Here is a 13,170-nt window from a genome sequence, read left to right on the forward strand (position 1 = left end):
AAAAGAGAGATAAAGTTTTTCATGTTGAAATTTACTTTTAATACAGCTTAATAAACAATGCGCTATAAATTAAATAATATGCTACAAATTAAATCAGCGGGAGTATTTGTTTGTTTTTTATTACTTACACAAATGTCCTTGTCCCAGTCTCTGCAATACACATCGCCCAACGGGCAAATAAAGTTAAATGTGGATTATAAAAACAGTGTATGTTTTTCAGTGTTGCTTGGCGAAGAAAAAGTGATTGATAATGCCTGCACAGGACTGCGATTTAAAAATGAAAACCCGGGCGGGTATGTATTACGAAGTAAGAAGGATAAGATTGTACATGAAGAAATTAAACCGGTTGTGCCATTAAAGTTTTCTAACATTCAATCTGATTACCGCCAGGTATTACTAACTTTTAAAAACAATCGTACACTGGAGTTCAGGTTGTTTGATGATGCGGTGGCCTATCGTTATTTAACCACCTTAAAAGGTGAGCAGGAAGTATCAGATGAAAAACTTGAATTGAATTTTGATACCTCTGCACGGTTTCACATGCAGCAGCCCGGTTCGTTTAAGACCGCGTATGAAGAGCCTTATGTAACTAAAAATATACCAGCCTGGCAGGAATCAAAAAAGATGGCTGTGCTACCGTGGTTAGGGGTCACATCAGGAGGAGTTAAAATTCTGATGTCCGAAACGAACTTGCAGGACTACCCCGGGATGTTCTTTATCCCGGAGTCCGCAAATAGCATAAAAGCTGTTTTTCCCAAGGTTCCGCTGGCCTTTGGTTATGAAAGTGATCGCAGGGTTAAGATTACAAAGGAGGCTGACTACATTGCAAAGACAAAAGGCACAAGAGATTTTCCGTGGCGTTACTTTTTAATATCAAAAAGTGAAACGGTCATGCTTACTAACACCATGAACGCGAAGCTTGCCGGTCCCCGCCAGGTACAGGACGTATCATGGATCCATCCCGGGCAGGTAAGCTGGGAGTGGTGGAATGATGCATCGCCTTACGGGCCGGATGTGAATTTTGAGGCAGGATATAATTTGGAAACCTATAAATACTATATAGATTTTGCTGCAAAAAAAGGCATTAAATATATTCTCATGGACGAAGGGTGGGCGGCAAACACGAGAGATCCGTTTACGCCAAATCTTAGGATAGATTTAAAGCAGTTACTGGAATATGGTAAGCAAAAAAACGTAGGTATTGTATTATGGCTCACCTGGCTAACGGTCGAAAATAATTTTGATCTGTTTAAAACCTTCAATGAGTGGGGCGTGAAAGGAGTGAAGATTGATTTTATGGAGCGTTCCGATCAGTGGATGGTAAATTACTACGAGCGTGTGGCGAAAGAAGCCGCGAAATATCATTTGTTCGTGGATTTTCATGGTGCCTTTAAGCCGTCCGGCCTGGAATATCTTTATCCCAATGTTCTTTCTTATGAAGGCGTAAGAGGCATGGAGCAGATGGGGGGTGCCACGCCCGATAACAGCCTTTTGCTTCCTTTTATCCGTAACGCTGTTGGCCCTATGGATTATACCCCCGGCGCCATGATCAGCATGCAGCCGGAAGTATATGCTGCACAGCGTCCCAATGCGGGTTCCATTGGTACGCGGGCATACCAGCTGGCATTATATGTAGTGTTTGAAAGTGGTGTGCAGATGCTGGCCGACAACCCTACGATGTATTATAAAAATATAGATGCGACTGATTTTATCACATCGGTACCGGTTATCTGGGATGAAACCAAAGTATTGGATGCAAAGTTGGGCGAGTATGTGGTTGTAGCGAAAAGAAAAGGAGATGAGTGGTTTATTGGCGGCATAACAAATGCTTCTGAAAAGTGGAGAACCTTTAAAATAAAACTGGATTTTCTTGACCCGGGTGTGCATTACAGGATGGATATGTTTGAAGATGGTATCAATGCGCCGAAACAGGCAATGGATTACCGGTTTAATACAAAACAGGTAAAGAAGGGGGACTCGCTTGAGGTGAAGTTGGCCAGAAATGGTGGTTTTGCAGCCAGGATAAAAAACAATATTTAAATATGAAAAAAAATATGGTTTTGCTATGGCTCCTAATTGCTGGTTATTCACCGAGTAGTTTTTCGAAAACAGTCGTACCCCCCCAAGTCCGCTATATAAAAAAAGCTCACGCTAAAAATAATTTCACCCAACTGGCGGCAATACCAGGATTAGCTAATAGCGCACTGCGTCTGGATTGGGAGCGTACAGGCGATGGATATAAAGTAAAACAGCTACAGGTAAACGGGCAAAACGGCTGGCATTCCCTCGCCGGTGCCCTTGGGCAATACACTCTGCTTTACAGCGCCGTGTCGCCGCAAATGGATGCGCAACCTATCATGGATAAAAGCGGGAAAGAGATCAAGTTCCCCGAACCGGAATACCGGTACATTATTCCTGCCTGGCGGGCGAATACATCTGCTGTTTCTATGAATAAAGAAGGGCGCGCATTATCCTTTTTTCCGCAACAATATAAAACGGATGGTTCTGGTCTTATATTTCAGCAAAAAACAGCAGTAGCAACGATTGAAGCCGTTTGGCAATTAGATCCTGTTTACAAAAATGATCTTCTTGTTTCCATCCGTTTAACGGCGGATGCTCCGGGCTATTATTCAATAGCAAGCCCGGCATTGGCAGTCAGCGATAAAAACCAGTTTCAATGGGCTTGCATCCCCGGGCTTTTTCAGGGCAAAAGCATCAATACCGATTTTGTGAGAGCCTATGCTTATGGACAGGGAATCCCCGATAAGCCTGTGGTTGTACGGGAAAGAACGGCGGCCGCACTTACGGCCATACTTACCAATAAAGAGGGCATCACGCTCGGCGTTACCGCGGAACCGGAAACAGGAAGGGACCCCTGGGCGTTCGACAAATTTACCCATTCGGACTGGCTGCTGGGCTTATCACTGATCAACCGCCATGAACAATTTGTGCCCACATTGTACCATCCTGTACTGGGACAGAAAAAATCCTATTTAAAAAAAGGAGAAACCATTTCCTTTAATTTCAGGTATACGGTTAACAGCTCAGGCTGGTATCCCGTATATAAGCATGTGGTGAATGATGTTTACCACTTTGACGAACTGCTGCATTTAAAACAAACCCGCTTATCCTTATCCGACAGGATAGCGCTGCTTTTCAGCTATGTAAAAAATGACAGCACTTCGCGCTGGCGTACGTTTGACTATAATGGCCGCACTATTGGCGCGCAGGAATATTTAGGAGGCGTGTACGAGTCAGATAACGATGCGGCTAAAAACGCAGACTATGGCGCCATGTGGATGCTGGCAACCGCTACACAGGATTCCATCCTGGTACATAAGCGCCTGGAGGCCACGCTGAACTTTAAGCTGGCACAGCAAAATACAGGAGGCGGTTTTTTCAACGGCGCTGCCGCGGGACAGTATTACCTGTACCGGTCCAAACGTTTTACAGAAGAATGGGGACCTTATACCGAGCCGATAGCTACCACGTATTATATGATGCTGGATATGGGCAACATACTTTTGTTTGAACCCCGGCAGGCGCAGCTCAAGAAGGCCTTGCGACTGGCGGCAGACTGGCTGCTTGCCCGGATGAAGCCGGAAGGTTATTGGGAAGTAGCCTATAATAATACCACACAGCAGCCTATGTTCCGCGACCTGAAAGATTATCGCCCTACTTTTTATGGCCTTGTGGTTGCATATAAAATACTTCGGGATAAGAAATATTTAGATGCTGCTGTAAAAGCTGCTGACTGGTTTATTAAAAACGCTGTTGAAAAAGGTTACTTTTTAGGTGTTTGCGGTGACACGCGGTTTGCGCCCGATTTTGCAACCGGCCAAAGCGCCCAGGCATTGCTCGATCTGTACGAGATCACAAAGGAATCCCGGTTAAAACGGGCCGCTATCGCCACTGCGCAGATCTACACTACTTCCATATACTCTCACCCAATACCCACCCGTAAACATAAAAAGATCGGAGCAAGGGAGCTTGAAGACTGGCAGATCAGCCAGGTAGGCTTAAGTTTTGAACATGGCGGCACCATGGGTTCGGCAAACCCCAACGGCCCTATTTTACTTGCAAGCCATGCTGGTATGTTTGTCCGGTTTTTCCAACTGACTAAGGATTCCCTCTACCTTAAAATGGCAAGAGCGGCGGCGCTAAGCAAGGAGGCTTTTGTAGATACTGCCACGGGCGTTGCTTCCTATTATTGGGCTTCCATGAACAAAGGCGCCGGGACATTTCCGCATCATGCCTGGTGGCAGATAGGCTGGATCACCGATTACCTGGTATCAGAGCTGTCATTGCGGTCGCAGGGAAATATCAGTTTTCCTGCGGGATTTATTACGCCAAAGGTAGGCCCTCATAAAACCTATGGGTTCCGGCCGGGAAAAATATTTGATAAAGAAGGAAACCTGGTACTCATGGAAAAGCTGGTTGCGCTAGCCAATCCTAATATGGATTATCTGTGCGCATTGGATCAGCAGGAAAAAAAGCTTTACTTGTTTGTGCTCAATAACGATGATGAAATACAGGAAGGGGATCTTCATATAGATGTATCCCGCTTTCTTCCGGGGCATGCGCTGCAACTGAAAAGCGCCGAATGCTTTTCGGCATCGGGAGAAAAGATGCGTTTTTCAATGGGAGATAAAATAAAACTGGCTTCCTACGGTATGCAGGTGTACGCATTTAGCTACGACTAAATTTTTTTAAGGCGATAGTGGGTAAATAAAATCCAAAATCTATAAATATGACAGGTAAAATATTCAATAAAAAGTGGTGGTTGTTAATCGGGCTTATCATTCTGGCGGGTAATGTATTTGCCAATAAAATGACCGGCGATTCCATTGCTATCATACCGTATCCCGCGGAGCTTAAACTTTTAGAAAACGAGAGTTTTATCATAAACAACAAAACCCCAATTTATATAAGTCAGAACGACCCAATCCTGTATCAATTGGATTGGGAGTACGGATGCAATAATTGGTAAATAGAAAAATAGATGTTACAGGACCAACGTAAATCAAAGAGAAATTTAAGAACGGAAGTTTTATCCGCACATTTTGCCATCATCGGCGGTGGTATGTCCGGTGTATGCGCTGCTATTACCGCCGCGCGGCAGGGGTTAAAGGTAGTGCTGGTACAGGATCGCCCGGTGCTGGGCGGCAACGCTTCCAGTGAGGTAAGGTTATGGATATTAGGCGCTACTTCGCATATGGGCAATAACAATCGTTGGAGCCGGGAAGGCGGCGTGATAGATGAGGTACTGGTGGAAAATACTTATCGGAATCCTGAAGGCAACCCTGTAATATTAGACATGATCCTGCTGGAAAAAGTAACGCAGGAAAAAAACATTACGTTGCTGCTGAATACAGCAGTATATGAAGTAGAAAAAATTGACGATGATACTATCAAAAGCATCAAAGCCTTTTGCAGTCAGAACTCAACAGAATATAAAATCAGTGCTCCGCTCTTCTGCGATGCTTCCGGAGATGGAATCGTGGGTTTTCTTTCGGGAGCGGCATTTCGTATGGGCGCAGAAAGCAGGGATGAGTTTAATGAACCCATGGCGCCCGATGCGGCTTATGGCGAGCTGCTGGGCCACTCGCTTTATTTCTATACAAAAGACACCGGCCGGCCGGTTAATTTTCATCCGCCTTCTTTTGCGATCAATGTTCAAAAAGAAGTACCAAGGTTTAAAAGTTTTAATGCCCGGGAGCATGGTTGTAAATTGTGGTGGGTAGAATATGGAGGAAGGCTCGATACGGTGCACGATACAGAACAGATCAAATGGGAGTTATGGAAAGTAATTTACGGTATATGGGATTACATTAAAAACTCCGGCAACTTTCCTGAAGCCGAAAATATGACGTTGGAATGGGTGGGAACCATACCTGGCAAAAGAGAAAGCCGCCGGTTTGAAGGCGATTATATTTTAAGCCAGTCAGACCTAATACAACAACAGGTCCACAAAGATGCCGTAGCTTACGGCGGCTGGTCCATCGATCTGCATCCGGCTGATGGGGTGTTTAGCGAGCGGCAGCCCTGCAACCAATGGCATAGTAAAGGTGTGTTCCAGATCCCTTACCGCTGTTATTATAGCAATAATATCAAGAACCTGTTCTTTGCCGGTCGCATCATCAGCGTCAGCCATGTAGCTTTTGGTGCTACGCGTGTAATGGCCACCTGCGCTTACGGTGCGCAGGCAGTGGCAATAGCCGCATCACTTTGCCTTAAATATAACAAGCAGCCGGCAGAACTATACACGGAAAATTATATGCCTTTGTTGCAGCAGGAATTGATAAGGGCCGGGCAGCATATACCGGGCATGACTTTGGAAGATAAGGAAGACCTCGTACGGCAGGCGGTTATAAAAGCCAGCTCGGAGCTTTGTTTTAAAGGATTTAAAAGAGAAGGTATTCTGTTTAAACCGCTCTCTGTTGCTGCGGCGCAAATGCTTCCGCTACGTGCCGGTAAAATGCCAGCAATAAGTGTATGTGTACAGGCTGATGAGGATACAAATCTGCAGCCGGAGTTGAGGCTGAGCAGCAGTTTGAGCAGCTTTACTCCTGACACTATCAAGATAGTTCAAAGTATCCCATTAAGGAAGGGAGCGCAAGAAGTGACTATTGATTTTGACTGTGAGATAGATGTAGATCAGTATGTATTTGTTTGTTTTGCGATTAACGAGAAAATATCATTGCCTTATACGAATGAGCGGGTTACAGGATTGCTTTCTGTTTTTAATGGAACGAATAAAGCAGTTTCCAACAATGGTAAGCAGGTAGCGCCCGAAGGGTCGGGCGTAGACTCATTTGAGTTCTGGTGCCCGCAAAGAAGGCCCGAAGGACAGAACATTGCCGTAGAATTATCACAGCCTCTAAACGCTTTTAGCGCACATAATATCAGTAACGGAACAAACCGCCCTACTACGCAACCCAACGCCTGGGTAGCCGATTACGAAGATAAATTGCCTGCCGTTGAACTTATATGGGAGCAGGAGCAATCGATAAAGAAGATGGTTTTTGTATTTGACACAGATAGCGATCACCCGATGGAGTCCGTACTGATGACCCACCCCGAAACTGTAATGCCTTTTTGCGTAAGAAATTATCATATAGAAGATGAAACAGGAAAGATCATTTATCAAAAGCAGGATAATTATCAAACGAGGAATGAGATTATACCCGAACAACCTGTAAAAACAAAAAGACTAAAGATAGTGTTACAGCATCCTTCACCAGATGTGCCTGCTTCTTTGTTTTCAGTAAGATGCTATTCATAAATAATTTACGATATGATAGATACAGTAGTAGTCATTGTTTTCTCCGTATTCATTTTGCTGGTAGGCATCAGCTTTTCCAAAACCGGCAGGAACCTCAAATCTTTTTTTGCAGGCGGTGAATCCGTTCCCTGGTTTATCGGCGGCTTGTCCTTGTTCATGAGTTTTTTTTCGGCGGGCACTTTTGTAGCCTGGGGAGCAATAGCCTACCAGCATGGCTGGGTAGCTGTTACTATACAATGGACGATGTGCATCGGTGCATTGATCACCGGTTTGTATCTCGCACCGAAGTGGAAAGCTACCGGCAATCTTACTGCCGCAGAGTACATCAAAGCGCGGCTGGGCAGTAAAGTGCAGAAAAGCTATATCTATATTTTTACCATTGTATCGGTTTTTATAAAAGGATCTGTTTTATATTCGGTTGCAAAACTGGTGTCTGCATCACTCGGGTATCCGTTGATGCCGGTAACTGTTGTGCTGGGCATTTTAATGATCTCTTATACCGCAGTTGGCGGCCTTTGGGCTGTAATGGTTACCGATATCCTGCAGTTTGTCGTATTAACGGCTGCAGTACTTATTATTTTGCCGTTGGTATTTAATGAAGCAGGTGGCGTGCAAAGCTTCCTGGATAAAGTACCGGCAGATTTTTTTAATCTTACAAACGGTGAATACACCTGGGGATTTATATTCGCCTTTGCTATTTATCATATATTTTATATTGGAGGTAACTGGACCTTTGTGCAACGGTATACCAGTGTCGATGCTCCTAAGAGCGCTTCCAAAGTAGCCTATCTTTTTGCCGCACTGTATATTTTAAGCCCTGTTCTCTGGATGCTGCCGCCCATGGTATACCAGGTGCTGAATCCGTCTTTAACAGGTCTTGACGCCGAAAATGCCTACATCATGGTATGTAAGCAGGTGCTGCCTGCCGGGCTTTTAGGATTAATGCTGACAGGTATGTACTTTTCTACTTCTGCATCTGCCAATACAGCGCTCAATGTAGTATCTGCGGTATTTACCAATGATATTTACAAAGGATCGGTAGACCCCGGTGCGAGCGATAAAAAGCTGATGTTTGTGGCCCGTGCGTCCTCCTGGTTTTTTGGAGTATTCATGATTCTGATTGCGCTGGGAGTACCTTATATCGGCGGTATCGTGGAATTTACTTTAAGTGTGGGCGCCATAACCGGAGGGCCTTTACTGTTACCGCCCCTCTGGGCTTTATTCTCAAAGCGGCTGACAGGGAAGGCTACCATTTATATAACGGTTATTTCACTGTCAGTAAACCTGCTGTTTAAAATGATTATACCATTTATAAATGGATATAAATTGTCACGGGCTAATGAAATGCTGTTGGGGGTGTTGTTGCCACTGGTAATGCTGATCATTTATGAGCTGTGGATGAAAAAGAAAACAGCAACCAGTGCCGACTATGAAGATTACCTGGAATACAGGGCCGCAAAAAAAGCAGCTGCGGTGCAGATAGATGAATCGGAAAAGCTGGCCATCAAAAAGCAAAACGTATTTGGTTTAAAGATGATCGCTTTTTCGCTGTTGTTCATGTCCGTGCTGATGTTAATACTGTCTTTTATCACCTCAAAAGGCGGTGGGCTGGTTGCGGCAATTGCCGTTGCTATCATGCTGGGAGCTGTTATACCGTGGAGAGCGGCAGTGCGGGCAAGAAAGCGTTAGTGACGTTTTGATCCGGATGAAATTTTGCGGGAGAAAGAAGCTTTTTCACGAACCTAGGATGACTCTAACCGATTATCATCATTGGTCTGTAAAAGAATGAAAAAGTATGTCCATTTTCAGGTCATTCTGAACCAGGGCTCCGGCGTGCTCGTTTTTGACCAGTCCATAGGTAGTGATCATTGTCAGAAATATAGCTTTCCGGGTGGCCGTAGCTTCCCGAAACGCTTTTATTTTATTCCTCAGCTCTCCTGCGTATTTTTTTGTTATTGTAAAATTGCCGATAGAACATTTCATTTCACAAAGGTTGATCACCTGGTCTTTCCGGTCTATTATCAGGTCTATTTGTGCGCCATTGCCGGCCCAGGAAGAAACTGATGTCTGTACCCCGCTGATGCCGAGCGCCTGTTTGATTTCCTTTACATGGGCCAGGCATACCTGTTCAAAGGCGTAGCCGCTCCAGGTTCTGTGTTTCGGATCATTCAGCCCATTGATCCAGTTGTTCTCATCCTCCCGGTTTCTGATAAAGCGGAGGTAGAATAAGGAGTAAAAGTCGTATAGCTGGTAAAGGCTGTTGCGCTCTTTTTTGCCAAATGCCTTGTATCTGCGGATAAAGCTGCTTTCCTCCAGCTCTTTTAACAGGCGGGTTGTGCTGCCGGCGTTGGGAAGCTTTGTAATGCTAATAATTTCATCACGGGTAAGCCCTTTTGCTTTTTTGCTCAATGCTTCTATTATGGAAATATGTTTTTCTGCTTTGTTGAACAGAGAATGGTACAGGTCATCAAATTCTGTAACCAGTGGCCCGTTTTCCTGGAAGCAGATCCGATCAATGTTCTGTGCAGCGCTGCTGCCCCGATCAACCTGGTTCAGGTAAAAAGGGATCCCTCCCATTACCATGTATAGCTGTATGATTTGATAACGGTCAAAAACAGCGCCCCGGCTTTTTAAAAATGCCTCACACTCAGCCAGGGTAAATGGTTCCAGTTTGATGCGCTGGGTGACCCTGTTGTGCAGTCCGCCCTTATTATGGATGAGCTTATTGATCATCCAGGAAGCCGCTGACCCGCAAACCACCAGTACTATGTCTTTTCTGCTGCTTGCCCATGAATTCCAGAAATGCTCCAGCGCAGGCATAAATCCCGACTGTGCTGTATCAAGCCATGGCAGTTCATCAAGAAAAATGACTTTCTTTTTGCTTTCTTTACCTTCCAAAAGGGTGATTAATTGTTGAAAGGCGATCAGCCAGTTTTCAGCAGGTTTGTTTTCCTTTCCGGATGGGTCATATTTTTTTAATGCCAGGTGAAAATTGAGTAATTGCTGCTGTGTATTCACGTTTGCTATTCCGGTAATATAAAAGTCAAAGCGATTGTTGAACGCTTCTCTTATCAGAAAGGTTTTACCTACCCTGCGCCGGCCATACACCGCCAGGAATTCAGATTGGTTTGATAGACGGAGTCTGTGTACCAGTTCCTGTTCTTTTTTACGACCGATAAGCATTGAAATGAAATTTGGCTGTAAATGTACATAGATAATTAGTTAGAGCCAAATTTTAAATATAATTTGGCTCTAATTAGTATTTTATATGTGATAAAGCCAAACTAGCATGAATTTTTCATGAAAATACTCAAGGAAGGGATGAATCCTGAAGTTTTTGAGATATCAAAGGTTGACAGTCTAAAAAAATGGTTAAAAAACTGATGACTTTTTTGCTGCCTGTACGATAGTAGTACAAACTACTATCTCATGAACGCTTCAAAGATCTTAAACCGGCTGCTTTTTGCAGCCTTCTTTTTTGCAGCGGCAATGAACCTGCAGGCGCAAACCTGGAACGGCAGCGCCAGTTCTGACTGGAACGATCCCGCTAACTGGACTGGCGGAGTGCCTGCATCGGGAAGCAGTGTAACCATTCCCGCAGCAGGCAGCATCACCAACTGGCCAAAACTTAATGCAGATATTACCCTTAATTGGTTAACAATGGAATCCGGCAGCAGCCTCGATGTAAACGGGCGGCAGCTTACGGTAACCGGGGTATTGGGGTTGAATATTATTGACGGCCCTGATGAAGTTACTATTGACAACAGCGCCGGCGGAGATATTATTTTCAACCTTGGCACAGGCGGTACCAATAAGCAGATCGGGAAAGTTGCATTTACCAAAAATGTTATTTTTAATCTTAGCGGTTCTTGCATTTTTTACGATGGCTACGGTAGCGGGGCTACCCGGTATTTGGGCAATGTTACATATAACATAGCTACTACAGCCGCCTTTACAAGTGCAAACCACTATGCCAACGAGTACCGTGGCAACCTTACCGTTACGCGAACTGTACCCGGGGCTACCACTCTTTTTAGGGAGGGGCTGGCAGCTTTAACCGGCAATTTCAGCTATACCAATACGGCAGGTGGCAGTAGCGCTATCAATGCTAGCGGTCAGCCGGCCAATGCAGCCGCGGCGACAATTGGCGGTACTGTCAATATTAATGTAAACGCACAAAACAACGGTTATTTTAATATGCAGTATATTAAAAACAGCACGGCGGGCGGTGCCATACTGGTAGAGAATGTGGGTCCTGGTTTTGGTGGCGGTATATATATGTATGATAATGTGCTTTTGGCCGGTATAAACCTGAATGGATACCTGGGCGTGGGAGATTTCTATAGAAATGATATTACCGGCAGTTTTACCCTTACGCAGGCAATAGGAAATTCCGGCTATACTTCTTTGGGCGGCAACCATATAACCGGCAATACTACCATTACCCAAAATTCTTCAGCAACTTTTAGTACCGGTATTACTGGCCCTGATGTGTACGATGGTGATTTCTCCCTTACTAAAAATGGCACAGGCGCAGTGTATATTGCTAATAACCACGGCCAGGATTTTAATGGCAATGTTATATTGAATGCTGTATCAGGCTTAACTATTTCTGACAACCTCGTTACTTTTGGCGGCAGCAATAACAGCACGCTGGAACATTCAGGTACCCAGCCATTGGTTTTCCCCAGGATTCGCATGAACAAAACCGGCGGTGCTGTTTTAACGCTGAACGACCCGGTAACTATTGCCACCAACGCTACTTTTGATAATGGCTGTATCGTTAGTTCTGCCGGTAATTATTTGCGCTTTAATAATAACGCCGTTCATTATAACGCTTCTGCGACCAGCCATGTGGTTGGCGTGGTGCACAAAGCCGGCAACCAGGCTTTTACCTTTCCTACAGGCACTGCCGCCAGCTATAACCCGGTAGCCATTGCTGCACCAGCTGTTGCAACGGATGTATTTAGCGCTGAGTATAAGCAGGAAAATCCCACCGTCGCAGGATACAACACGGCTGATCATGTCAATACGGTACAAAGTGTAAGCCGGTGCGAGTATTGGAATGTGCAGCGGCTGAACGGTACTTCTGAGGTGAAGCTTACATTTACTTTCAATCCGCCCTGCGCCGGTGGAGCTGGTTATGTTTCCGATCCTGCCGCGCTTCGTGTAATGCACTGGAACGGAGCCACCTGGAAAGACCTGGGAAATGGCGGCTATACCGGCAGCACAACCGGCACAGTTACCACGGCCGAGGCGGTAAGCAGTTTCAGCCCGTTTACCTTTGGCTCCGCCGATGCGGGCTCCAACCCGCTTCCGGTTACTTTTGGAAGCATTACAGCCACAATGCGAAACGGGGCCCTGGAAGTAAAATGGGTTACAGAAAGCGAAACCAGTAACAGTCATTTTAATATACAGGTATCCCGAAACGGTACGGACTTTACCACCATTGCTACTGTACCATCCGAAGCGCCTGGTGGAACTACTGACCAGGTTATGAATTATGAGCAAACCATACCATTACCGGCGGCCGCACTGTCGGGCCTTACTATAGCATTCGCCCTGGTTGCCTTTGGTGTTAGAAAAAGAAGAAGCCTGTACGTGCTGACAACAGTAATATTATGGGTAGGCAGCCTGTTTGCCTGCTCGCGCCGGGAGCTGGCAGAAGCAGATAAAAATGAAAAGCTGTTCGTGCGCATTGAACAGGTGGATATAGACGGTACCACCTCTTATTCTAAAGTAGTGCAGGTGGTGAGGGAATGAGCCAATTAGCTAATGTGATGATTTGTTTGAACGTTTAAAGGTGGGTACACATGCATGTACATCCTACATCATCTATCTTCTGCCTTCCGACAATGAACCATGAACCATCAATATAAACCCTC

Annotated in this window: 7 protein-coding genes; 6 read left to right on the forward strand and 1 reads right to left on the reverse strand. The window is 45.2% G+C overall.

Translation table 11 applies throughout. The annotated features are described in order from the left end of the window. The first annotated feature begins 78 nt into the window (after positions 1–78). Genes ACYVBM_RS08795 through ACYVBM_RS08815 form a run of 5 tightly spaced genes read left to right on the forward strand, consistent with a single transcriptional unit; the run spans position 79 to position 8,974 of the window. Positions 79–2,040, forward strand: coding sequence for a glycoside hydrolase family 97 protein (locus ACYVBM_RS08795; protein WP_460685272.1), 1,962 nt, complete (start codon positions 79–81; stop codon positions 2,038–2,040). A gap of 2 nt (positions 2,041–2,042) precedes the next feature. Continuing rightward, positions 2,043–4,703 (forward strand): glycoside hydrolase family protein, encoded by a 2,661-nt coding sequence (locus tag ACYVBM_RS08800; protein WP_460685273.1) that lies wholly within the window; start codon positions 2,043–2,045, stop codon positions 4,701–4,703. 47 nt (positions 4,704–4,750) lie between these two features. Continuing rightward, positions 4,751–4,990 (forward strand): hypothetical protein, encoded by a 240-nt coding sequence (locus tag ACYVBM_RS08805; RefSeq protein ID WP_460685274.1) that lies wholly within the window; start codon positions 4,751–4,753, stop codon positions 4,988–4,990. 12 nt (positions 4,991–5,002) lie between these two features. After that, positions 5,003–7,285, forward strand: a complete 2,283-nt coding sequence (locus ACYVBM_RS08810) for an FAD-dependent oxidoreductase (RefSeq protein WP_460685275.1) — start codon at positions 5,003–5,005, stop codon at positions 7,283–7,285. 12 nt (positions 7,286–7,297) lie between these two features. Beyond that, positions 7,298–8,974 (forward strand): sodium:solute symporter family protein, encoded by a 1,677-nt coding sequence (locus ACYVBM_RS08815; protein ID WP_460685276.1) that lies wholly within the window; start codon positions 7,298–7,300, stop codon positions 8,972–8,974. Between the two features lie 78 nt (positions 8,975–9,052). Here ACYVBM_RS08815 and ACYVBM_RS08820 read toward each other — a convergent pair whose 3' ends face one another. Then, positions 9,053–10,468 carry an AAA family ATPase gene (locus ACYVBM_RS08820; RefSeq protein ID WP_460685277.1) on the reverse strand — a complete coding sequence of 472 codons (1,416 nt, stop codon included), beginning with the start codon at positions 10,466–10,468 and terminating at the stop codon, positions 9,053–9,055. A gap of 246 nt (positions 10,469–10,714) precedes the next feature. On the opposite strand from ACYVBM_RS08820, the gene ACYVBM_RS08825 reads away from it, so the two are divergent. Further along, positions 10,715–13,048, forward strand: coding sequence for an autotransporter outer membrane beta-barrel domain-containing protein (locus ACYVBM_RS08825; RefSeq protein ID WP_460685278.1), 2,334 nt, complete (start codon positions 10,715–10,717; stop codon positions 13,046–13,048). The last annotated feature ends 122 nt before the right edge of the window (positions 13,049–13,170 follow it).

This window comes from Niabella aquatica (genome assembly GCF_054779315.1).

Bases quoted from the DNA above. Each gene is read 5' to 3' on its own strand.
- ACYVBM_RS08795 (WP_460685272.1), top strand. From the start codon at position 79: ATGCTACAAATTAAATCAGCGGGAGTATTTGTTTGTTTTTTATTACTT.
- ACYVBM_RS08800 (WP_460685273.1), top strand. From the start codon at position 2,043: ATGAAAAAAAATATGGTTTTGCTATGGCTCCTAATTGCTGGTTATTCA.
- ACYVBM_RS08805 (WP_460685274.1), top strand. From the start codon at position 4,751: ATGACAGGTAAAATATTCAATAAAAAGTGGTGGTTGTTAATCGGGCTT.
- ACYVBM_RS08810 (WP_460685275.1), top strand. From the start codon at position 5,003: ATGTTACAGGACCAACGTAAATCAAAGAGAAATTTAAGAACGGAAGTT.
- ACYVBM_RS08815 (WP_460685276.1), top strand. From the start codon at position 7,298: ATGATAGATACAGTAGTAGTCATTGTTTTCTCCGTATTCATTTTGCTG.
- ACYVBM_RS08820 (WP_460685277.1), bottom strand. From the start codon at position 10,468: ATGCTTATCGGTCGTAAAAAAGAACAGGAACTGGTACACAGACTCCGT.
- ACYVBM_RS08825 (WP_460685278.1), top strand. From the start codon at position 10,715: ATGAACGCTTCAAAGATCTTAAACCGGCTGCTTTTTGCAGCCTTCTTT.